The organism is Pigmentibacter sp. JX0631, from assembly GCF_029873255.1.
In the GTDB taxonomy this organism is placed as follows: domain Bacteria; phylum Bdellovibrionota_B; class Oligoflexia; order Silvanigrellales; family Silvanigrellaceae; genus Silvanigrella.
In genome coordinates, this window is the sequence record NZ_CP123622.1 from 1,958,216 (window position 1) to 1,982,018 (window position 23,803).

Here is a 23,803-nt window from a genome sequence, read left to right on the forward strand (position 1 = left end):
TTTTTAATGTTTATGTCTATGATATCGAGAGTAATAATATTTTTATTCGTTAAGTTTAAAAATAAAAAATATCTCAAAAATACTAAAAATATTATTTTATAATTTGGAAAAATTTCCTTTAAAAGCTCTTTCCCATGCAATTATTCCACAGACAGTTGATGAAATAACCCCCTGTCCTGGGAAGTAGTTGTCTCCAATTAAAAAGAGTTTGGTTTTATTATTAGGATGAGTGTATACATTAGGTATTGGATTTAATAAAGTATTGAGAGAATTCACAATTAAGCCCCCTACCCTTCCTTCGGATCTTTGGGTATAATATGCAAAAGAATGATGCATAGAAAATTCAGGAGATTTAATTTTAATATTTAAATTTTTTTCAATTCGCTCTATTAAATTTACTTTATATGTTTCTTTTAATTCATTTTGTACATATTTAGATTTTACATGAATCGTAGCAGTAAAAGATCTAATACTATTTTTTTGTTCATAAATTGATAAATACAGCGAACTTTTAAGCTCAAGAATTTCTTCATCAGGTGGAAATATTTGTATATATCTTGGTTCCTCTGAAGGTGAAATAAAATCTTCAAAATAACCATACAAAGAAAAGGCTTGCCAAGTTTCGAAAGTTTGAGCTAGATTTGTTAATTTCTTCTTATATTTATTATTTACTTGAAAGATTTCTAGAAAATCCCAGAGGGTTATATTAAGAAACAAATTATCTGTAACAGTTAGATAATGATAAATATTTTTTTTAAGATCATGAACTTTTATTTTAAAACCAGTTGTTTCTTCGTAAATTTCTATAACTTTAAACTGATAAAATATTCCTAATTCATTTTTTTTTATTTGCAAACTTAAATTATAAAAATAACTTCGCATTCCTTCTTGATATCTATAAATTCCATTATTTATAATATTTAAGCCTAGACTACCAAATAGCCAAGGAATTTTTTCCATGGTATTTTGCACTGTGTCAAGTAACAAAGAATTAAAAATTTTATTACTGATAATATATTTTTTTTTGTTTCCAAATATCAAACAAATATTTTTAGTAGATAAAAGTGTTGTAAGTATAATTTCAAGTTTAAATTTTAATTCCAGAAATAATTTTGCGTTATGAAGCACTTCTGAAAATCTAAAAACTGGAAACTTAGGTATTTTTTTTAGCAAATTCCAAAAGTTTTCACCAATTTTTTTTGAATAATTTAATACTTTTTTAATGTATTTTAGTTCTTTATCGCTTATTATACCTTGAATAATATTTATACTATTATCATCATTTATTGTTAAATGAATGCATTTTTCAGGGAATAAAAATTCTATTCTTTTAATTTTAACATATTTTGGGTATTGCATATCACTTTTAAGAGTAAATAATTTATGATGTATATCATTTTCTGTGATAGCAACCATTTGAGTAGCACCCACATCATAAACTCTTTTAGGAACTCCTCTTGCAAAAAAACTAGAACATCCACCTGGTGAATAATGTTGCTCTAATAGAATAGTATTTTTAGAGTGTGAAGTTACCGAGATCAATTTTGCGACAGTGATTCCTGCTGCACCTGAACCTACAATTAAATTTTCATATATTGGTTTCAATTCAGAATTCATACATTAACTTTAATCGATGTTTTTATTAAATGCCTATTGAATAAAAACATAACAAATTTATGAATATTTGCTTGAAAAATTCTGTAAATTGGCCAAGGTAATGAAGGATAGTAATCATGAATGGCTGCAATTGCCGTTTGTTCATGAGGGCTTATACGAAACTCAAACCTAGCATGTGGAAAATTTTTTTTGATAACTAATAAACCGCCTTTTATATAAAATAATTGCCTGTCTTTTGAACTTCTTTCTTGTGAAAACTCAAGTGTTAGTAAATTAATATTGAAAAAAGAAAATCTGACAACATTATTTTTTACTTTTGAACGGATAATAGTAAAGAAAATTTTAGGTAACCAATTTATGTATTCCCTGCCAAGTTTCATTGCATCCCAGCCAATAGGTAAATAAAGTCTTTGCACCGTTCTTACTTTGCTTTCTTCATGCGCTTTATTTTTATCTTTAATTTTTTCATATTTTTTAGTTTGAGAAATGGCTCTTTGTAGTGAATCATTTAAACAAACTGGGTTTGGAATGTATTTATTAAAAAGCACAGAATTGGATGCAATTAAATTATATTTTAAACTATCTACTAAAGGAGAAATGGTAAAGTAATCAATTCCTGTAATTAAGTGCAACCAGAACTTGGAAAGTCCTAGACTAAAAAAAGGGACTGTGATTGCAATTCTTCTAAGATTTAATATATTTGATATTTTTGTCATTAATTCATTGTAAGATAACAATTCAGATCCGTGTACATCAATCGTTTTATTAAATGTTTCTTCATTCCCAATACAATGGAAAATAAATTCAGTAACATCCTGAACGTCAATTGGTTGTGACAATGACTTAGTCCATTTTGGGGTAATCATCACTCTAAGTCTTTTTATAAGGCGATATAAAATCTGAAATGAACTGCTTTCTGCTCCAATTATTATTGCGGCTCTAATTGTTGTTAATGGGATACCTGAGCAAGATAAAACTATTTCTACTTCATTTCTACTCTTTAAGTGCTTTGATATATTTAAATTTACTTCGGGTAAAATACCTCCAACATAAATAATTTGTTTTATTTTATTTATTTTTGCAGAACGCATTACATTGTCGGCAATAATCAAATCTAAATCATCAAAACTGCTTTGAGTTAATCTGTTGCCTTTTTTCATTGAATGGATTAAATAGAGAATGTAATCACAATCTTTAAATGCATTCTCAGCCTCTTTTAAATTGTAGAGATCACAAGAATGCCAATGTACATTATCTTTATATGAATTTTTATTTGCGGGTACTTTTCTACTTAATGCCTTAATATTAAAATCATCAGCTAATCGGTTTATAGCCGCTTTTCCAATAAAACCACTTGCTCCAGCTATTGCTAATTTAGGTTTTTTCATACTTATTCTTTATATTTTTGGAGGTGTTCTTATTCTTGTAAGACCACCATCAACATTTAAAACATGACCTGTTATAAAAGAGCTATTATCACTTAATAAAAAAGAAATAGCATGCGCAATATCTTCCGGAATGCCAATTCTTTTTATAGCATTAAGAGATATAGTTGATTTTACTGCAATTTCATTTTGTGTTAAAAATTTAGCCATTTTTGTGTCTGTTAAGGAAGGTGAAACGCAGTTCACTCGTATTCCATAATTTGAATAAGTGATGGCTAACGAGCGGGTTAACGATTCGACCCCTCCTTTGGCTGCTGATATACTTTCGTGGTTCATGAGACCTATTTGCGCAGCGACTGAAGATACTAAAACTATCTGTCCTTTTTTTTGCTTTATCATAATAGGTAGTACATATTTTAAGGCATAAAAAATACTATTTAAATTTAGATCAATTGTTTGTAGCCACTCTTCTTTAGTTTGGCTGTGTAAGGGCTTTAAGGTAATAGAACCTACTAAATGTACATATTGATCTATTGTCTGATATTTTTTTTGAATATTTAATATAGTTTCTTTAATTTCATCATGATCAATTGCATTAGATAAAAATAAATTATTTTTATCTTCATTTAAATCAGTATTACTTCGAATTATTTTAATTACAGTTGAATTTTTTTCTTCTAGTTCAGCAAGTTTTTTACCAATGGAGGAATTTCCACCATTTATGATTAAATTTTTTGAATGACTCATTTTACTCCATAAGTTATTTTTAATTGATCAACATAAAAGAATAAAGCGAACCTATTTTATAAATATAATTTATTTATTTAAAATAATCAAGAGATAAAGTAAATTTTGTTATTTATTAGAAATTAATAAAATTATAAAATGTATAACTTGTCATTTTTGAATATATCAAAATGTAAAATCTTGATATATTCAGGAGATTATGATATTTAATTATTGTTGCTTACTAAACATATAACTTATTAGGAGATAACTATTAAAATTGCAGTTATTGGTGCTGGAGTATCAGGTTTAACAGTTGCAAATTTATTAGTTAAACAAGGGTTTAATGTTGAAATATTTGAGTCTGCCGAAAGATGTGGAGGAAAAATGTTTCAATATAAAAATGCAGATGGTATTTGTTGGGATACAGGACCAACATTAATTTCCTTGCCACAAGAATTAAATAATCTTTTTTTGGATCTAAATATCTCTGATATTGAGTTACTTAAGCTTCAAACTGGAAGCCAATTGAATTTTTCTGATGGTACTAATTGGGAATTACCAGTTGGATTAGACAGCATAAAAAATTACTTTGCAAAATATAGTAATAAATTGCGACAAGAAATATCTGATGCATTAGAAATTTCTAGTGCAATTTTTGATTTTGCTGAAAAAAATATATTTTATAAAGATCCTCCAAATGTAATTTCATTAGGTTTTAAATCATTTGCTTCAGGTTTAATATTAAAGCATCCAAAACTTACCTTAACTCCATATCGGAAAGTTGTTGATACTCTGATTAGTGATCTAAATATGCGCGAGTTTTTTTATCATTTTTCAAGCTATGTTGGAATGAATCCGGATGAAGCACAGGGAGGTATTTTAAGCATAGCACATGTAGAATTAGTTTCTCCAGTTGTTTTTCCAAAAGGGGGGGTTTACCAAATTGCCTCCATTTTGGAACAGGAAGCGCTAAAAAATAAAGTAAAAATACATTTAAATTCGTTAATTTTATCTGCGCAATTAAAAAACATAAATAATCCATTAGAAGGTTGGAATATAGAGATTAAAAAAGATGATAAAACTCATTTAGCACATTATGACATTGTAATTTCAAATTCAGATCCATTTACAGCAGCATTTACATGGTTGAATAAAACTGATATTGCAAAAAATTATCTAGATAAAATTTCTAAAAATATGTATCGCCCATCCGAAAGTCAATTTGTTATATTATTTGACCTTTATGACGACATTGAATTGCATCATCATGTTAAAATATTTCCTGAGAGTTGGCGTGAAAGTTTTATTCAGGTTTGTGAATATAACCAACTACCAAGTGATCCTTGCATATATTTAGTTTGGCCACATGCTACAGATAAAAGTATTTCACCAAGAGTATTATTTATTTCAGCAATGGCACCAAATAATCTTTCAGGAATAAATTGGTCAAATGATTTTAGCTTGAAGTATGCAGAACAAATATTAGAAATATGCAGAAAACGATTGAAATATGCATTTAAAGGAAAAATCTTTAAAATGGTATCACCCCAAGAATTGGAAGATAGAGCAAACAGTTTCAAAGGTGGAATATATAGTGCTTGTTTGAAAAAGTTTAATCCTTTGGCTTTTCATGAATCAGGCTCAACAAAGTATAAAAATTTATATTTTGTTGGAGCTGGTATTCATCCAGGCGCTGGTGTTACTATGGTTATAAAATCTGCTAAAAGAATTGCTCAGCACATTTCTAAAAATTTTAAATAAAGGTTAGAGTAATATGGATTTAAAAACATTATCTTGCCTATTTTTATTAATTTATTTAGTGATAGCTGTCATTGATGGATTTTATTTTCATATTTACAAGTACAAATTATACGCCAGAGAAGATTCAAAAAAAGAGCATTTCCTTCATACTTTAAATGCAATTTTATTTCCTTGGTCAATATTTTTTGTTTTCTGTGATAAATTTAAAGGTCTATTTTTGTATTTTGGAATTTTCTTATTAATATTATCTTTAATTATTGAATTTTTTGATCTTTATGAAGAATTAAAAAGTCGAAAATCATTGGGAGGATTAACAAGTAATGAATATGCTATGCATTTTTCATTATCCGCATTAAGGGCAACATATTCTACATTAATTCTTGTTAGTAGACCAACATCTGATTGGATTATTTCTAATTCACACATAAACTATAATTATAATGAATCGCTGCTGGTAACTTATTTTATATATCCTGTAATTACGGTAGGAATTTTTACTGCTATTTTTCATGTAATTCTTTTTTTCATTAAAACTGATAACGTTAAAGAGATAGAAAATTTATGAATATAAAAGAAATCAATTACTATGCATTAGACTATAATTACTTTCTAAAAGAATTAAGTAATTTTTTAGAAAAGGATATATATAAAAATTTTCCAAATGAATTTATAGATTTTAAACCATTTTTAGATAAAAATTTGCTAACAATTGCAAAAGATTCAATGCTTGCTGAAGGAAAAAGAATTAGACCTCTTTTGTGTTATTGGTTGTTTAGAAATTTTTCATTAGAAAATAATTCATTAGTTTCCTTAGATATTATTGAAAAAAATAACAAAAAATTGTTAGATACAGTAACTCAAGTAGCAATTGGAATTGAAATTTTGCATTGCGCAAGTTTGGTAATTGATGATATTGAAGATGGCAGTAGTGAGAGAAGAGGGAAAGTTTCATTACATTTATTGCACGGCATGCCGAAAGCTTTGAATGCTGGAAATTGGATGTACTTTTTAGCTTTAAAACAGTTTCCTGCTGTATCAAAATCAATTGCAATAGAGACTTTATTTGATTGTCACATAGGTCAGGCATTTGATTTATCTAGTAATGATGATTTTATTAATAAAAAATATTTTTATGCAGATGAAAATACCCGTTGGTCTTTTTACGAAAAATGTGTTTCTTTAAAAACTGGTAAATTAATTCAACTTCCTTTAGCATCTTTAAAAAAGATTTTAAATATTTCAGACACTGATATGAATTTAATAAATAAAATATTCAATTCATATGGCATTATTTATCAAATATTTGATGACCTAAAAAACTTTATTCCAGAATTAAATAAAAATAAATTGTATGAAGATCTTAATTGTGGATTAAGAAGTGCTGTTGTGCATTCTTTTATTGATATATTAAATGAAGAAGAAAAAGAACTAGCTTATTTAGAAATTACAAAAAATAATTTTAAAAATTTTTTTTTACAGCACTATAAGAAAATTCAGTCACTTGAAAAATGTTACTATAAAGCTTCATATTTGCTGCATATAAATTCTGTTCAATTAGAAACAATCCAAATTAATAGAGAATTAAAGGAATATTTGTCTGACATTATTGAAAAACCTTTTGATATGATCAGAAAAAATATTTTTTCTATTATTCAAGTGAATTACAAATTAAAAATGGAAGAAACGCTTTCGTTATGAAAATATTAAAAATTGATAATTGTGATATTTCTTTACTATGTTCAAATAATCCAATTATTTTTTCAAAAATAGATCCAAAAGTAAGTTACGAATGGTTTTACATTGAAATAATGAAAGATGATCTTCACTTAGTGTGCATATTATCATATAAAGATTGTTTTAACTTGGATAAAAATAGTGTTGAGCAGCAATCTATTTATTTTACCTTGTATAAAGGAAAAAAAATTGTAGCTTATAGTTATGTTTATTTTGATGATGAAAGTAATAAAAATTATAAAGAAGAACTTGATCAATGGCTAAGTGGAAAAAATAGTGTTTTCAGTTTCTGGATACCGGATCATTCTTTGAAAAAATTTATAAACATAAATATTAAATATGAATTTAAACAAAATTCAGAAATGAGCAAACTAAGTGAAAATAATGAGGGACACTTTTGGCAGTTTATTGATTCAGGAAATAATTTATCTGCTGTTGTTAATATATATAATGTTTCAGAAGAGTTTTCATTTTCGCATCTATGTAAAAGAAATTCATTCTTTTTTGACTATCCATTAAAATTAAAGCTCCAGAATCAAAATTATGGGGTCTTTGATTTTAAAAAAGCATCTTTCTATTTTGATCACAATTATGGCTATTCACCTTTATATTCTATAAAAGAACCTTGGTACTGGTGGCATGAAATTATACAAAATGGTACACAAGTTAATTACTATTTTCCACATTTAGAAAGTATGTATCAAGTTAAAAAAACTAATGATCAATCTAAATATTCTTATACATATGAAATATCAAATGCGAAAGAAATTAATATCATTAAAAAATTTAAATTTAATATTTTTGGTATAAAGTATCCTAAAATACTAAATTTAAATAAAGAAATAGTTTATGATTTCACCTTAGAATCAGCACCATTTTATCATAGAGTAAAGTCTTTTGAATTACGGAGTACATTAGAAGTTTTATACCCTAAAAAAATAGAAAATTTATTTAATCAAACTTTAATAAAATCTAGAAAAATTAAAATAATCAAAAATATCAGTTCTAAAAATGAAATAAGATCTTATTTAAATTTTTCTCAAATATGTAAAAAAATTACATACAATCATGGAAAATCATTTTATATTTCTTCTTTAGTTTTAGGAGAAAAGCAAAGAAATAGTTCTTACTTTATTTATGTTCTTTGTAGACTTATAGATGATGCAACCGATGAAAGAAACTGCTTTATTGACAGCAGTAAAATAGGTTCCACATTTTCGAATGAAATATTAGAATACCTTTGGTCAGAGTGTGATTTACTATCAGATGATTTTATTGAAACATTTATCCAACATTTAAGTAATAAAGTTTTTTCATTAGTAAACTATGATTCGGCAATAGATTTTATATTAAGTGCAAGGATTTTAATTAAAGAGTTAGAATTAGAAAAATCCTATTTTATTGATTTAATAAACGGCCAAAAAATGGATGAAAATTTTGTTCAACCATTGAATATTAGCGATTTGTATTTATATTGTTTTAGAGTTGCGGGTGTAGTTGGAATTATGATGGCTAAAATATTTCATGCTAAAAATAATTTAATAGCAATGAATGCAGCTGAAAAGTTAGGCTGCGCAATGCAAATAACAAATATTCTTAGAGATATAAAAGAAGATTATGAAAATAACCGTATTTATATACCTGCTGAATTATTTTCTAAATATAAGATTGAAAATTTTTCATTACTATTTTCTAATAACTATGAATCTATAAAGAAAAACAATTTAATTAATGAGCTTGTTAATTTAGCTATTTTATATTACTGTGAAGCTATTGAAGGATTAAAATATATCCCATCTTTTAGGGCTAGGCTGTGTGTTAAATTGATGATTGGAGTTTATGGCTCAATTTTGGGGAAAATTGTATTTGATAAATCAATTGTTTTTAAACAAAGAATTGTCATTTCACATTTCAAAAAGTTAATTATTTTTTTTAAAATTTTATTTGGATTTCATCCTTTAAAAGTTGCAAATCTGATTAACGAAAAGGAATTGTTATGAGTATTTTTGATGTTATAGTAATTGGTAGTGGATTTGGCGGTTTGGCTAGTGCATTGACTTTGAAAAGCATGGGATTAAATGTTGCTATTATTGAAGCTCTAGATAAAATAGGTGGACGAGCATATGCCGAAGAAAAATCTGGATATAAATTTGATAGAGGTCCTTCGATAATTACCGCACCCTTTTTAATAGATGATATATTTCAGATGTCAGGAGTAAATAGAGAAGATTATTGTAAGTTTGTTCCTGTTGATCCTTTTTATACCGTTAGATACCATGATGGAAGTCAAGTAAGTCATTATAATTCTCAAGATAAATTTCTTGCTGAAATTGCAAATATAGCTCCAACAGAAATAGAAAATGTGAAAGAATTTTTTTTGTATGCAGACAAAATTTTTCAAAAAGGATTTATTGAATTGGGGGATAAAAATTTTGCTAATCCATTTTCTATGCTAGGGGTTGCACCCCAATTATTAAAACTGAATGCAGTACGACCAGTGTATTCAATGGTTTCTAAATTCGTTAAGGATGAAAAAATTCGCCAGTTTTTAAGCTTCCATCCATTGCTTATTGGTGGAAACCCTTTTCGTGCAGCTGCTGTGTATAGTTTAATTAATCGACTTGAAAGAGCCTATGGAGTTTATCATCCAATTGGTGGAATGCATGTTTTAGCTGAAGCATTTAAAAAACGTTTTACTGAATTAGGTGGTTTAACGTTTTTATCAACTCCTGTAGAAGTTGTTGATAAAAATGTTTTAGGGCATTTTGAAATTACAACACCAAATGGAATGTTTACTGCAAAAAATATTGTTGTAAATGCAGATATGCATCGTTTCGTTAAATCCGTTTTAAAAAATGATGCATATCCTAGAAAACTATCTAGAAAGTTGGAAAAGGCAGACTTAAGCATGTCAGCTTTTTTACTGTATTTAGGAACGAATAAAACTTGGCCTGAATTATCTCAACATACAATAGCTTTAGGTCCAAGATATAAAGAATTACTTGATGATATATTTATTAAGAAAATAGAATTTGAAGATTTTAGTGTTTATATCCATATTCCTACAAGAACAGATGCTTCTCTAGCGCCGAAAGGTGGAGAAGTTATTTATGCTTTGGTACCTGTGCCAAATTTACTAAGTCAAACAAATTGGGATAACTATAAATCTGTAATGGTTGAGAGAGTAAAGAAATTCTTGGCAGAAAAGTTTATGCCTGGATTAGAAGAATCAATTATCTGTGAAAGTATTTTTACTCCTAGCGATTTTGAATCGACTTTAAAAAGCCATTTGGGAAATGCATTTGGTTTAGAACCTTGGATTTTGCAAAGTGCAGGCTTTAGACCTTCAAACAGTTCACCTGAAATTGATGGATTATATTTTGTTGGAGCAAATACTCAACCAGGAGCTGGATTACCAGGAGTTATATTAAGTTCGAGGATTACTTGCAGATTATTAGCAAAAGATATTGGAGCTACTAAAATGCCTTCTCTGCTGGCAAAATTACCTTCAACTTATTCGTATATTAATTCAATTTGAAAGTAATTTGGGATGAATTTTAACGAAAAAGATTGTATTATTTTAGGCTGTGGATATGTTGGTAAACACTTTTTATCTATTCATCCATCTTGTTTATTTACTCAAAGAACTAAAGAAGGAAATAGTAACAAAGGCTTGAAATTCGATCTGGCCAATAAAGAAACTTGGGAAAATTTAAAAAATTGTAAGTTTGTACTTTGGACTTTTTCGCTGACTGATCCTATTTTAAATTTTGATTTAATTAATGAATTTTACAACTATTTCTGCAAAGATAAAAAAGTTATTATTTTATCATCAACATCTGCATTTCAATTTAATACAGAAAATATTCAAATTGATGAAAGCTTTCCATTGCAGACTGAAGATCAACGTTACTATAAAGAAGAATATCTAAGAAAAATGGGAGCTGTTATTTTACATCTTTCAGGAATAATAGGTCCAAATCGTTATCCAAAAAAATGGTACCTTGAGAAGAGAGTTAAAAATGGAAGTAATATCTTAAATTATATTCATGTTATCGATATTATTTATTTTATTGAAAAACTCTTTAGCTTATTTATTCCCTCAGAACGTTTTATTTTATCTTCTGGAGATACAAAAACACATTTTGAAATTGCTAGTAAATTAGGTTTAGAAAATTCTTTTGATAATTATGATCTTTCAAAAGGAAGTAAAATTCTTAAAAATAAAAAAATTATCAAATATTTGCAGGAAGAAAATTACAAATTTTTAAAGTATCCAGAGGACTGTGAAGTGATCCTATGAAATGCCCATTATGTGGATCAATAGAGTCTGTTTTTGTGATGAATTCAAAAACACAATTGCAAAAAGATAATAAAATATTTCAATTTGATAGTTGCTTACATTGTAATTCCATTTATTTAAAAAATCCTCCAATTGAAGATGAATTAAAAAAATATTACACAGATAATTATTTACCTTATTCTACTTCAAAACCTTGGGGAAGATATACATTTATTGTAAATATATGGCAAAGTATTGTTGATAGTAAAAAATGTAAATTATTAACAAAACATACTAAAAATAAAAAAATAGTTCGTGTTTTAGATTTTGGCTGTGGTAAACCTACATTTCTAAAAAAATTAAGCAATTACTATCAGGGAGATTTTGTTGGCTTTGACTTTAGCGACCTTGGATGGAAGGATTGTCAGCAACAGTTTTTAAAATTAAAACTTTTTTCTAATGAATTTGAAAAAATTCAAGAAAAATTTGATGTCATTACTTTATGGCATAGTCTTGAACATCATTTTCGGCCAGTTGAATTGCTTACACAATTAAAAAGTAAATTAAATTCTAAAGGGATAATTATTATTGAGTTGCCTAATTACAAATCTTTCTTTGCAAATAGACAAAAAGGAGATTGGGGTGGTCTGCATACACCTCGGCATAGTGTTATTTATTCGCCAGAATCATTAATTTTTTTAATGCAGGAAAATGGATTTCAAATCAAAAAAATATTAAAATACGGTTCACTCGATGCTTTTACCCTCTGGTGGCTAGGTAGAGCTTCTAATTATAACATATATAATAGCCTATATCCCTTCGAAAATTTATTTATAAAATTTTGTTTATTGAAAGTTTTGACTTTTCCTTTTTTTGTATTTGAAAAATATTTAAATTTAGGAGTAATGACTTTTGTTTGTGAAAAAAAAGAATGATCTGTTTTCTCTAAACATGTTAAATTATTAATTTCTAAGATAATTAATAATTTTTAAATTTAAAGTAGATTTTCTTCAATGGCTTTAAATTAAGATAATGATTTATTTTTATAATAAATATATTTTATTTTATAATGTAAATATATTTATGTATTTTGTTTTTTATTTTTTATTACAATATCTTATTTTTAAGAAAATATTTTATTTTAAATTTAACAATGCCATTAAAAATAGATTAATTTAGTATTGATAAAAAATAGAATTTTGGTAAGCTGTATTTAGTTCATAATACTCTTAAAAAGTAAATGAATTATTTAAAATAAACTAGCATATTTCCCCTTTTTAAAGGGGAAATTTTTTTATATCAAATTTGGATTTCAACAGAGGAATTTGTCATGTCTAGATCAAAACCTAAAATTGAGCGGGTCGTTATTTTTGGTGATAGTCTAAGTGATACAGGTAGAATGCATAATTCAAAAACAGCAATTATTGCGAGAAATATTCTGAATCACATTACGCCTTCACCTTATGGTAGATTCACCAATGGGTATAATTGGACTGATTGGTTAAAATCTTACATTTTTAGGAATGATTTAGAAAGAATGTTTGCCGATCAAATTATGAATGAAGCATATAAATATAATTATAACATAGAATATACAGAGAAACACATTCCAGAAATTTTTAGAGATTTTCCAATTCTAAATTACTCAATTGGGGGTGCTACCGCTGTAAATTTTAAAGAAATCGATGTTGATGATTATGAAAAGGAAAATTACTTTGAAAAGGTCAATAAAAATGGATTTAATGATAAAATAACTCGGAGATTTATTTTAAAAAATTTAGATGATCAATTTAATGATTTTTTAGAATACAGCTGGGAAAAAGTAAAGAAATATTATGCCAGTAAAATTCGACGTAAAATGAGTAATGAATTTATGAAGGAATTCTGGAAAAGCATAGAAAAGGATAAAGACAATTTACTAGGATACTTCTTAGGAAAAGATCTTTATATTATTTGGATTGGGGCAAACGATCTTATTACTGTTGGGTGGGATACCTCCATTGCTGTTAATGAAATTACGTTACAAATTCAAAATTTGATACAGAAATAAATTAAAAAAGGTGCAAAAAACTTCATGGTATTCAATTTACCTTTTTTAACTTCTTCTCCTAAATTTATAAAGGCAGATGTAACTAAAAAGCAAAAATTAGATGCATTAATTTCTGAATACAACGATATGTTAATGGAAAGAATTAAAGTACTAAAAAAACATTTTCCAGAAGTTGATTTTATAACTCAAGATATTAATTCAATTATGGTTGATCTCAGTGCTTCTAATTATGAATATTTAGATGTTAGACACAATTCTATTTTTTCTAACGAGAATATTTCAAATATTGTGTCTTATGGGAAAATATTTGATGAACGATTTTATACTCGGATAACTAAATTTGAGGAAGGTATGAATGCATCACCAGAATTAACGGGAAGTTCATTGGGTTCAAGATTATTTCGCAAAAGATCAAACGTACAAGTTCTTTCTGAAGTAAATATTAATACTAAAAGATCAAGACTTTCTCAATTAGAAGAGAACGGCGATGTATATCCGCATATTAATCCTTATATTTATGATCCAAATATTTCAGATGAGTTCAGAAAAAAGATAAAAGAAATTGAAAAATTAAAAAAGAAAGAAGAAAAAAAGAAAACAGATTCGCTAAAAATTTCTGCTTCACAAAATACTGAAACTAAAAATGGTAGTATATCTAAAAAAAATGAAGTTTATGCCTTTCATGATGATGTCCACCCTGGGAAAGAAATTCATCACTTACTTGGTCTCATTATTTCTAAAAAAATACGACTACTATATAATATTAACTCTTTAATGGATAAATTTGAGGATTTTACTACAGAGAAAAAAATGCCAAATCCAAGAATCTTGAAAAGAAGTAATTCAGTTTAAATTTAAAAAATTAATTTTAATCAAAATTAGTTATTACTTAAATATTTTTTAAATATTTTTTCAATTTTATTATCTTTATTATTTATTAAAATTTCTTTTTCAATTCTATCTCTAATTTTTTTATCTAATTTTTTTGAATATCCTGCAAAAACACTTTGCTCTTGTCCGGGGATTTTAACAACTTTTATTTGATCAAAAATATTTTCTTTTTTTATTACATACAATAAAGGTAAAATATTTAAAGCATAAATGGCATCAATTCTTTTGCTAATAAGTCTTTTTGTTACATATTCAACTGAATTTTTACCTGGAGAATACTCAACTTTGAATTTATGAAGATTTTTTGCCATAAAAGGGCATAGAGCAGAATCTTGCCTTATCCATATAACATAATTTCTCAACTGACTCGCTGCAGTAATTTCTTTGTAAGGAAAATCATTTCGAGTTATAATAAAATTTTTATTTTTATGAAGAACCGATTTTCCAGTAATAAAATTCATTTTTATTTTATCACTTGAAGTTACAGCAATCATGTCAATTTCCCCGCTTTCAATTTCTTTTAACATTCTTGAATATGGATATCCGAGAAATTTTACTTCATAAGGAAGATTTTTAAAAACATAGTCAGTATAGAATTCAATTAAAGCACCCTTGGGCTGTTTGTTTTCATCTTCAAAAGTTATTCCTGGTAGAATGAAAAAGCCAATTTTAATAACTTGTTTTGTTTCGCTTGAAAAGGATGATATTTGAATTAAAAGTAAACCTATAAATGTAAGTATGAATTTTGAACCCAAGTATATACCCCGAAATACTGATCTTTAAAAGAATGTCACTTTATTTTTCAAATAAAACTATAGTAATATTCTTTTTCGGCTATTTTTTAAGAAAACTAATCTTTATCATCTTCCTTTTTATTACTTTCTTTTATCTTTTTCTCAAGAACTGTAAATGTTTCTTTATATGCATAATGTATAATTTCTGATTTTGCTTTGTTAATAGCAAAATTTTGAATGTTTTTATAAGTAATATCTGATATTTTGTTAACTACGAATGCCTTCACTATAGCATTGATATTTGTAGAATTAATTTTAGTGATAACAGAATCTTTAAATTCTACTAAATTTTTTGTTATTCCTGAATCTGGCTTTTCTTGTAAGGTATATCGAGTTTTAAATTCAATTCCTTTTTTTGAGATATTTAAGCTTCTTTTTACTGAAAATGATGGGTCTTTTGGTACTTTTATATTTTCTTCTAATCCGTTACTTTCAATTGGTGATTTGCTTAAATCAGTTACTTCTTGTCCAATTTTTGAAAACTTAGTTAAAACAACGTTATTATCTGCAGAAGCAGCTCTGACTATTCCGCTTTCTATTTCTTCTCCTGCAACAAATGAAGCTAAACCGCTTATGGCGCTACTCGCAAAAGAACCAACAGCTCCACCTAACCCACTTTCTAATGCACTTAAAGCAACATCCATCCCAGGTTTTTTTCCATCAACCACATCACTTATTGTTTGGCTAGTTGCTCCAATTGCAGCTCCCGAAACAGATGCAACACCAATATTTACAGCAGCAGAAGTTATTGTTGCAGCTGCTGTTCCTGATTCAATTTCTAGTGCAACAGCTGCAGCGGCTCCAGGAGAGGCGGCACCTGCTGTTACAACTGAGACAACAACTGCAAGAGCAATGCTTGCAACAATTCCAAAAATCATCCCAATCCAACCGCCAACACTCATGTGTCCGCTAGGATCACTAAACATAATAGGATTGTTTTTCGCAAACGAATATCCATTTATACCACCTTTATCAAATGGCGATAAATTATCATAGCTCATAAAGTGTCTTAAAGATGGGTTGTATGCTCTGTAACCTTCGCCCAAAAATTGAAGATGAATTTGCGAATCGGTAAGTTGGCCATCAAATCCTACATTATTTATTTCAATCGAATTTTTACTTTGCTGCGTTGGTAAAAATGCAGTTTCAATTCCATAAGGCGAGTAAGCTTTTTCTTGTAGCAAAGATAAATTATTTAAGTTACTTAATTGACCACTTATTTCATTTACTATTGATCCTGATTGATCAAAGCCAAAATAAGTAATGGCAGAATTTCCAAATGAATTGTCTGAAACAATTCTTGCAACTTTACCACTTAATCCATTTAAATAATTAGTCACGGTTTTATCTTGTCTTTCATTGATTAATGTATTTGTATCATAGATTTTTTCAATAGGAGATTGGTTTGGAATCAATTGTAATACTTGTCTGCCAGTAAAATCATAAACATAATTAGATAAATTAGTATTGTTAGAAGTTTTAATACTGATTGTTTGTCCTAATTCATTGTAATAATATTTATTACCTTTGTCATCTTGAGTGATATTTCCATTGCAATTATATTCAATAGTTAAGCTATCAGAAAAAATATTTTTTGCTGAGTTACTGTATTTTATTAACCGCATTGGATCAGTTTCATCATAGAAGTAATTTGTAGTATTTTGTATATTATCTCCAGAATCTTTTAAAATTAAAGAAGATGTAACTGAGATAATATTATTAAATACATCAAACGTATAATTTTCTTCTTGTATTTTGTTACCTAGAGAATCTTTGGGGCAAAGTTCTCCTTTGCAGTGATAGTTTGCTAAATTATTCATATTGTCATAGTTGTAGTTTTCTTCAGCAAATTTGTCTTGACCATTAGTTCTTAACCTTTTCTTTAAATTTCCATTATTGAAATAATCTGTAAATTTAAACTCTGTTACTATATTTCCATTTAATTTATTGCTTAACTGAGCAATTCTAGACAAATCATCATAAGCATAATCTCGACTTACTTTTGAGTTTTGAAAGTACTCCGATTTTAATCTGTTGAGTTCATCATACTCATATTTTGCAGTTTCAAACTGAAACTTATCATTCCAATATTGAATTTCTTGAATTTTTCCAAATTTATCAAAGCTAAAAATAGTCGTTTTAGAATTTGCATCAGTTGATGAAAGAAGATTCCCTATTCTATCGTATAAACCATATAATATTTTATAGTTGGATACTTTTTTACCTTCTATTCCTCCTTCTGAAGTATGTTCAATTGATTTTAATGCGCCATTTGTATAGTAATTGAAAAATTTCGCACCCGTTTTATCATTTACTTGTTTTAGAAGTAATGTAGATGAATCATAGATGTAATTCACATTTTCTGTAGAATTATTTTCAATTGATTGGGACAACTTTTGATGTGTAATTGGGTCATATGAATAATGAATTATGTTATAATTACTTCCATTATCTTTCGGAATTTGAATTGATTGAAGATCATTTGTGACATCATTATAATTAAATATTGTAGAAAATCCATAACTATTAGTTTCTGAGATAAGTCTTCCTAGTTCATCGTATTCTCTAGTACCTAATGTTTTTATTATTTTTCCATCAGTGCTTGATGTACTAATATTTTTTACATGGCCTAGCAAATTATAGGTATAATAAATGTTTCCATTATTTGTAGAAGTAATTTGAGCTAGAAATCCATTTGGATTGTATTTATACATTGTTTTTTTGTTATCAATATCAGTAACTGACAATAAACGTCCAAAACCATCATAACTATACGCTTTAAAATATGTTTCATTTCCATTGGGGTCTAAAATGCTTTCTTTGACTAGTTTATCAGAGTTACTTAGTTGTTTTAAAGTAACAGGTGTTTTTGATTTTTTGTCACTTGAAATTTTAAAAGTTTGTGAAATATTTTTATCATTATCATATTCAGTAATTTGCGTAATTCCATCAGGGAATAATATCTCTGTTACTCTTCCCAATAAATCGTACTTTAATTCTGTTGCTGCAGATACTTCTTGCAATTTATCATTAAAATAAATTGTATTATAGACAGTCGCTTTGCTTTTTCTACCAAACTCATCATAAAATGTTTCAGACAACGGCAAGAAATTATTTCCATCTAGAATACTTCTATCTGCGTCAGTTGGTGTTCTGTATAATTTTGTATCTCGCCCTAGCCCATCAAGAGCAGTTTTTCTTTTTTGCCCAATAGGTGATGTCTCTATAACATAATTTATATTTCCAAATTCATCAGCTTTATTTAAAACATAATCATAGCTAAAAGTTTTAGCTTGAACTGTATCTGCAAATTTAGTTTTTGTGAGAATTCTGCCCCAAAGGTCGTAAGTATGTGTTGTTTTTATTCCTTGCGAATCAATTTCAAACATAGATTTATTTGTATATCTATTTATTGCAGAAATTTCAGAGAGAGAAACTTTTTTTTCACCATAAGTTTTTTTTATAATTATATTTGATTTATCTATGCTGTAATAATAGTTATTGCTGAACGATTCATTTTGATTGCTTATTTTTGAATTTTTTGGATAACCATAAAATGGGGCATTTTTATCAGAATAAAAATCAGTTTCTGCCGTCGAAAATATATTTTCGTTAAAGTACTGCTCAGATTTTATTGGCAAAGAAAAATTTAATCCTGATTCTTTGCTATCGTATTTGCCATAGTAGAAAAGCGTTGTGTATTTATCAGGAGAGCTGGATGAACTTACTTCAATTTTTTTAAGTTGCTTTTCAAAACCTGACGAGTCTGGTTTACATTGGCTATTATCTTCAGTTATTTTACAGTATGTATAAGCTTTTACGGTGCCATCTGCATCTGTAAATTTAACCAAGTTTCCATTCTCATTATATTCAGACAGTGTTGTTATTTGTCTACTGCCAATCCTTATTTCTTTTTTTATAGGGAAGGCATAATTACTTGGAAGATTTTCAAATGATTCACTTAAATCAATTGGATAAGTATAAATTACGGTATTTATCGGAGCTGAGGATGTAAACATTCTTTCAGAATTTGATTTCTTTTTTCCTAAAGAATTTGTGAATATAGAAATAAACCAATTAATAATAGTGTTCCAAATACTATCATTTACGGCATGAAATTTTTCATTTTTTGTTTCACTAAATCTTTTTCTTTTAGAATCTTGTGCTGGATATGTTTCTTGTTTTTCTACTAAATGATATTTATTATAAGTAGTTAAAACGTAAGTAAGTCCATTATTCACCCCTACCTGATATTGATAACCTTTGTCAGTTCCATATAGTGGATCTTCACCCATAGTGAATGCAGCTGTTCCTCCATTATGTCCTAAGAAATTATGACCATCTGCGTTTCCATAAGAATAACTTGTGACAATCTGAGGTTGATTTTCTCCTGGATCAAGAACATGTTTTGCTACCGCTTTTACTGAAGAATTATTTTGAGATAATAGTTCGGTATATTCTAAGTTTATTTTGGCTCCAGTTGGAAATTCTACTGAATTTATTAAAAATGGATTGAATGTATAACCGGGACTATTTGACTGGGTACTATCTTTTTGTTGCGGTAAAAATATTTTACTAACATAATTAAAACCATTTTCGCTTCCAATTGAAACCATGGTTTCTTGCCAATTACCATCTGCAGATAATGAGTAAATAAATTTATTGTCGCCACTAAAATCAATTTTCAGTTTAATATTTTTTCCATCTGTATCATCTGAAATTGATTGAAATGAACCATTACTGTCATAATTAAAATAAATGCTGTTTCCTAAATTATCAGTAATTCTTTCAAGTTCACCTACTGAGTTTAAATATTCTCTTCGTCCATCTTTCGACACAATAATTAAGTTTCCACTATCACTAACTTCTAATCGAATATTTAAGCCTTTATCATATTGTAAGGTAGGATTATCACCTATAAATAGGACTTTAAACACCTGCCCACCATCTAGATAGAGCATTTTTGAATTTGCATCGTAGTGAGTTAAATTTAGATCCCAATTTCTTCCAAAACCAAAACGATCTATGGGTGAAGAGTTTTGCTGATAATTTAACACCAGTGCAAAAGGATTGCTTAATTCTTTTCCAAAGAGTTGCCCAACCTGCATTGAAAATTGATAAACTCCTGTCCGAGAATCGACACCTTGTTTTACAAGGGAAGAAAAATTATATGCATTAGAAAATACTTGATTTCCATTTGATGAATCACTTGAATAATTTATTTTTTTTTCTGTTTTTGAATTTTTTTCGGGTTTGAATTTTTCATCAGCAGTCTGATATTTACTAGGCGCTAACTTGTTACTTAAGTGAGTTTGATTGTTTTTTAAGGATTCTGCTTTAACAACAGAAGGCAGTAATATTGATATTATATAGATAGTCGTCATGAAACACGAAGTAGCAATCGATAAAATAGATTTTTCTTTTTCCTTAAATTTATTATATTTTATGTTTTTCATATTATTTACCTTAGTAATTATTATTGAAGATTGGAAAATAAAATTCTAAAAACTTGGAAAACCTCTATTACAATATAAAAGAGGTAAAAAGTATGCTTTAAATTTTTAAAGGTTATGCTTAATACTAATTAATAGGTGTTAATTATCTATTGTTAAATCAATATTATTGTATGAGTAGGTATTTCCATATTCATCAATTATTTTAAAATTAACATTTATGGAGTCGTAATCAGATGAATACATGTTTGCATAATTAATGGATTCCATGAAAACGATTCCTTTTTTCCCATTTTTTACGGGTTTTAAGCCGTCACTGGAATAATCAAATGTTCCATAACATGCGTCAGTACTAAAATGCCTTAACGAAACTTTCCCTGGATCACGCATGTCTCCTGCATACACAGAATACATATCTCCATGTGCCCCAATTCGCCAAGCATGATCATCATTACAGCTTGAGCCATCTGTTTCTGTACCATAGGGATATTGATCTATTCCGTTTACTGAGGCATCGAGAAGTTGATCAATGCTTCTATAGTCTCTTAAAAATACTGATTGATGTGAAACTTTTAAAACAGGATCCCAATTTGACCAATATTTATTTCCATCTCTTTTATGTACTGAGAGATCTAAAGATGGTTGTGGAGCAGGAGCAATTGCTTCTATAAAAAAAGACTGCGGATTAATTCCTTTGCAAAAATCAGTCTCAGGTAAGTGATATGTTTTTCCATTGATAGATTGTGTTTTTTCTGGGATAAATAAACAGATTTCTGTCGGACCAGTTTTGTTTGTGACTAAAAGATAGTCTAGGTTTATTTTAGTTTCACCTGAATTAAACATTAGATTTGACATAGATCTATTATTTTTTACTTTATTTTTTTTCTTATTTTTATTGGTTTTGTTGAAAGGTGCTTTTCTGACAGAACTTAATCTTTGCACATTTGGAATCATTCCAACCTTATAATGTAACATTTTTTCATTGTATATGAAATCTGGAAATGATTCGTAACTTAATTCAGTAGCAGCATTTAAATCAGGATGTGGATTTGATCCGCCTGTCATCCATTGTAAATTTTTTCCAGCATCACGATCGCGAAAATAAAGACCTTGAAAAAAAGTTCTTGATTCACTGCTACTGAAAAAGTTTGCACAATCTATATCTTCTTCTCCTGCTTCATCTTTTTTGCATTGCGGTGTGATATGGACTGATACATCCATGCGTTGTAAGCCATTTGCATATATCTTCCAAGCGTCAATAGCTGCACTACCTTTATTGTAAGGAGCTATATCATTATTGGTAGAAGTAAACGTAATATTTGTAACATTAATTGTTACTGCATTAGCGGTAATTGGAATTACTGTTATATAAATTACTGGCAGAGAAAAAATGCAATACCTATTTAAAAATCTAAAATTATTCATACAATAATCCTTATTTTAAGGGAAAAAGATGACTTTTAAAAATTTACACAGGGAACAGTACAAGGAATGAGATTGGACGAGAAACGTATACCACGTTTCATAGCTAAAACAAAATTAAAACATTAAATTTTGCTTTATAAATGATTTTATTTTGTTTTTTAAATTGTTTTTCCTTGAAAGTGGAAATGAATAAACTGTTAAAAATATTTAGATAACCAAAAATAGTGAAACTAAGTAAAAATAATTTTACTTAGTTTTATTTATAAATTGAATTTTTTTCATTTTATTTTTTTTGAAGGATAATTTAGTTCATTTCTAATTTTTAGAATTTAATTAAGAATCAAATTTGGGCAAATTTGATTATAATTTTGAATACAATTTCCTTCTGAAGAGCATATTTCATAACTTGTATTTATCGGAGTCAGGACATTTATTTCATCTACTGAAAATTGAAATCCTTGTGGAATATAATTTTTATGGCTTCGATATTCATATTTATCATCTAAATATTTATAAAATCTTTTAAATTTATTATTTAAAATTGTTAATTTTCTAACTCTATTATTTTCATTATTGTATTTATTACAATTTGGTGTGTAAATATTTTTTATGTAATCATCAAGTTCTGTTTTGAAATCAAAAGTAAGTTCATCTTGTTCTTTTTTTAATAATTGCAAATCTAGACTTGGCGGTTCTAATGAATATTCCTCAAATGAAAATTCAGCATACCAAAGTTTACTGTCATTCCAAGAACCACTTTGAGTATAAACTAAAGAGTAAGATTTATTTAGTTGTAAATTTTTACTTAAACATCCTTCTAATTTGCTTAAATCAGATCTTTCAAAATTTGAAAAATTTGCATGGTCACTAATTTTGCAATTAAAATCAGTTACTTTATATTTTTCGTCAAATATTTTTTTAATATTTGTAGTTTTATCATTATATTTAAATAAACTTGAACCTTTTAATCTATCAAAATAACTATTTATTTTTAATGTTACAAAATCAGTTGGTATTGAATCAGAAGAATAATGAAATTTGATATTGTCAAGTAATGAAATTTTATTACCTTTGTTAATTAAAATATCATTTTTATCAATGACAATTTGAGATATTTTTGGTTCAGAAGTATAGAATACTATGTTTTCTTTATTCATTCTAATATTCAAGTAGATTTCATATTTTTCATCATGAGATCGAAATAAAATAGGACTTATTTTGTTTTTAAACAATCCATCTTCACCTGCTTTAAATACAAAAATTTCATTGGGAGAGACTTTTGTAAAATCAATTTTTTCACCATTGAAATTCTTAGATTCAAGAATAATTTTATCAATGTTAACAACACAATTTTTGTCGGTAGAAAAGTTTAAATTTTTAACATTGTTAAAATATTCTTTTGAAGAATCAAGCTCACATTTTTTATAACCACTAGCATAATAATTAAAATCATCACCATATGAGGCTGCAAAATTTGAAGAAACCGCTTTCGTATTTTGCTGATCATTGCTTTGTGTATCATTATTAGAATTTTTGCACCCTAAAAAAGCTGCTAACGTTAAACTAATGCAAGTAGACAAAAATATTTTTTTTTGCATAAAAATTCCAATATTATTAGAAAAATTAAAAATATTCATGAATTTAATAAGCATGAATACTGTATCTTTGTAGTATGACATTTT

The 23,803-nt window shown here is 27.4% G+C and carries 16 protein-coding genes; 9 read left to right on the forward strand and 7 right to left on the reverse strand.

Annotated features, from left to right (window positions below):
* Positions 1-96: 96 nt before the first annotated feature.
* The 3 genes from QEJ31_RS08530 to QEJ31_RS08540 are packed head-to-tail and all read right to left on the reverse strand — an operon-like array spanning position 97 to position 3,749.
* Positions 97-1,617 (reverse strand): NAD(P)-binding protein, encoded by a 1,521-nt coding sequence (locus tag QEJ31_RS08530; protein WP_280589348.1) that lies wholly within the window; start codon positions 1,615-1,617, stop codon positions 97-99.
* Positions 1,614-3,005: an NAD(P)H-binding protein gene (locus tag QEJ31_RS08535; protein WP_280589349.1), complete on the reverse strand. Its 1,392-nt coding sequence runs from the start codon at positions 3,003-3,005 to the stop codon at positions 1,614-1,616. Before QEJ31_RS08535 ends, QEJ31_RS08530 begins: the two co-directional genes overlap by 4 nt.
* Before the next feature lie 9 nt (positions 3,006-3,014).
* Positions 3,015-3,749 (reverse strand): SDR family oxidoreductase, encoded by a 735-nt coding sequence (locus QEJ31_RS08540; protein ID WP_280589350.1) that lies wholly within the window; start codon positions 3,747-3,749, stop codon positions 3,015-3,017.
* A gap of 267 nt (positions 3,750-4,016) precedes the next feature.
* Between QEJ31_RS08540 and QEJ31_RS08545 the strand changes: the two genes are divergently transcribed.
* From QEJ31_RS08545 to QEJ31_RS08585, 9 genes are all read left to right on the forward strand, one after another.
* Positions 4,017-5,492, forward strand: a complete 1,476-nt coding sequence (locus QEJ31_RS08545; protein WP_280593275.1) for an FAD-dependent oxidoreductase — start codon at positions 4,017-4,019, stop codon at positions 5,490-5,492.
* Positions 5,493-5,505: 13 nt separating this feature from the next.
* Complete coding sequence (locus tag QEJ31_RS08550; protein WP_280589351.1) at positions 5,506-6,057, forward strand: hypothetical protein; 552 nt, start codon at positions 5,506-5,508, stop codon at positions 6,055-6,057.
* Positions 6,054-7,190, forward strand: a complete 1,137-nt coding sequence (locus QEJ31_RS08555; RefSeq protein ID WP_280589352.1) for a polyprenyl synthetase family protein — start codon at positions 6,054-6,056, stop codon at positions 7,188-7,190. Before QEJ31_RS08550 ends, QEJ31_RS08555 begins: the two co-directional genes overlap by 4 nt.
* A complete protein-coding gene (locus QEJ31_RS08560; RefSeq protein WP_280589353.1) occupies positions 7,187-9,226 on the forward strand; it encodes a phytoene/squalene synthase family protein in 2,040 nt (679 codons plus the stop codon). Before QEJ31_RS08555 ends, QEJ31_RS08560 begins: the two co-directional genes overlap by 4 nt.
* Positions 9,223-10,764 (forward strand): phytoene desaturase family protein, encoded by a 1,542-nt coding sequence (gene crtI, locus QEJ31_RS08565; RefSeq protein ID WP_280589354.1) that lies wholly within the window; start codon positions 9,223-9,225, stop codon positions 10,762-10,764. Before QEJ31_RS08560 ends, crtI begins: the two co-directional genes overlap by 4 nt.
* Before the next feature lie 12 nt (positions 10,765-10,776).
* On the forward strand, positions 10,777-11,529 hold the full coding sequence (locus QEJ31_RS08570) for a hypothetical protein (RefSeq protein ID WP_280589355.1): 753 nt from the start codon (positions 10,777-10,779) through the stop codon (positions 11,527-11,529).
* Positions 11,526-12,443, forward strand: a complete 918-nt coding sequence (locus QEJ31_RS08575; RefSeq protein ID WP_280589356.1) for a class I SAM-dependent methyltransferase — start codon at positions 11,526-11,528, stop codon at positions 12,441-12,443. Before QEJ31_RS08570 ends, QEJ31_RS08575 begins: the two co-directional genes overlap by 4 nt.
* A gap of 395 nt (positions 12,444-12,838) precedes the next feature.
* The gene (locus QEJ31_RS08580; protein WP_280589357.1) at positions 12,839-13,558 is read left to right on the forward strand and encodes an SGNH/GDSL hydrolase family protein; all 720 of its coding nucleotides are present in this window, start codon (positions 12,839-12,841) and stop codon (positions 13,556-13,558) included.
* A gap of 24 nt (positions 13,559-13,582) precedes the next feature.
* Positions 13,583-14,410, forward strand: a complete 828-nt coding sequence (locus QEJ31_RS08585) for a hypothetical protein (RefSeq protein WP_280589358.1) — start codon at positions 13,583-13,585, stop codon at positions 14,408-14,410.
* A gap of 26 nt (positions 14,411-14,436) precedes the next feature.
* On the opposite strand, the gene QEJ31_RS08590 is transcribed toward QEJ31_RS08585, so the two are convergent.
* The 4 genes from QEJ31_RS08590 to QEJ31_RS08605 all read right to left on the reverse strand — a co-directional run bounded on the left by QEJ31_RS08590 (position 14,437) and on the right by QEJ31_RS08605 (position 23,719).
* On the reverse strand, positions 14,437-15,204 hold the full coding sequence (locus QEJ31_RS08590) for a transporter substrate-binding domain-containing protein (RefSeq protein WP_280589360.1): 768 nt from the start codon (positions 15,202-15,204) through the stop codon (positions 14,437-14,439).
* A 95-nt stretch (positions 15,205-15,299) separates the two neighbouring features.
* Complete coding sequence (locus tag QEJ31_RS08595) at positions 15,300-20,699, reverse strand: RHS repeat-associated core domain-containing protein (protein ID WP_280589362.1); 5,400 nt, start codon at positions 20,697-20,699, stop codon at positions 15,300-15,302.
* A gap of 138 nt (positions 20,700-20,837) precedes the next feature.
* Positions 20,838-22,121: a hypothetical protein gene (locus tag QEJ31_RS08600; protein WP_280589364.1), complete on the reverse strand. Its 1,284-nt coding sequence runs from the start codon at positions 22,119-22,121 to the stop codon at positions 20,838-20,840.
* Positions 22,122-22,450: 329 nt separating this feature from the next.
* Positions 22,451-23,719, reverse strand: a complete 1,269-nt coding sequence (locus tag QEJ31_RS08605) for a hypothetical protein (RefSeq protein WP_280589366.1) — start codon at positions 23,717-23,719, stop codon at positions 22,451-22,453.
* Between the last annotated feature and the right edge of the window lie 84 nt (positions 23,720-23,803).

What these genes read in the sequence shown, in the direction of transcription:
- crtI (WP_280589354.1), top strand. Translation starts at nt 9,223, where the DNA reads ATGAGTATTTTTGATGTTATAGTAATTGGTAGTGGATTTGGCGGTTTG.
- QEJ31_RS08535 (WP_280589349.1), bottom strand. Translation starts at nt 3,005, where the DNA reads ATGAAAAAACCTAAATTAGCAATAGCTGGAGCAAGTGGTTTTATTGGA.
- QEJ31_RS08555 (WP_280589352.1), top strand. Translation starts at nt 6,054, where the DNA reads ATGAATATAAAAGAAATCAATTACTATGCATTAGACTATAATTACTTT.
- QEJ31_RS08585 (WP_280589358.1), top strand. Translation starts at nt 13,583, where the DNA reads ATGGTATTCAATTTACCTTTTTTAACTTCTTCTCCTAAATTTATAAAG.
- QEJ31_RS08560 (WP_280589353.1), top strand. Translation starts at nt 7,187, where the DNA reads ATGAAAATATTAAAAATTGATAATTGTGATATTTCTTTACTATGTTCA.
- QEJ31_RS08550 (WP_280589351.1), top strand. Translation starts at nt 5,506, where the DNA reads ATGGATTTAAAAACATTATCTTGCCTATTTTTATTAATTTATTTAGTG.
- QEJ31_RS08575 (WP_280589356.1), top strand. Translation starts at nt 11,526, where the DNA reads ATGAAATGCCCATTATGTGGATCAATAGAGTCTGTTTTTGTGATGAAT.
- QEJ31_RS08530 (WP_280589348.1), bottom strand. Translation starts at nt 1,617, where the DNA reads ATGAATTCTGAATTGAAACCAATATATGAAAATTTAATTGTAGGTTCA.
- QEJ31_RS08595 (WP_280589362.1), bottom strand. Translation starts at nt 20,699, where the DNA reads ATGAAAAACATAAAATATAATAAATTTAAGGAAAAAGAAAAATCTATT.
- QEJ31_RS08605 (WP_280589366.1), bottom strand. Translation starts at nt 23,719, where the DNA reads ATGCAAAAAAAAATATTTTTGTCTACTTGCATTAGTTTAACGTTAGCA.
- QEJ31_RS08570 (WP_280589355.1), top strand. Translation starts at nt 10,777, where the DNA reads ATGAATTTTAACGAAAAAGATTGTATTATTTTAGGCTGTGGATATGTT.
- QEJ31_RS08580 (WP_280589357.1), top strand. Translation starts at nt 12,839, where the DNA reads ATGTCTAGATCAAAACCTAAAATTGAGCGGGTCGTTATTTTTGGTGAT.
- QEJ31_RS08600 (WP_280589364.1), bottom strand. Translation starts at nt 22,121, where the DNA reads ATGAATAATTTTAGATTTTTAAATAGGTATTGCATTTTTTCTCTGCCA.
- QEJ31_RS08540 (WP_280589350.1), bottom strand. Translation starts at nt 3,749, where the DNA reads ATGAGTCATTCAAAAAATTTAATCATAAATGGTGGAAATTCCTCCATT.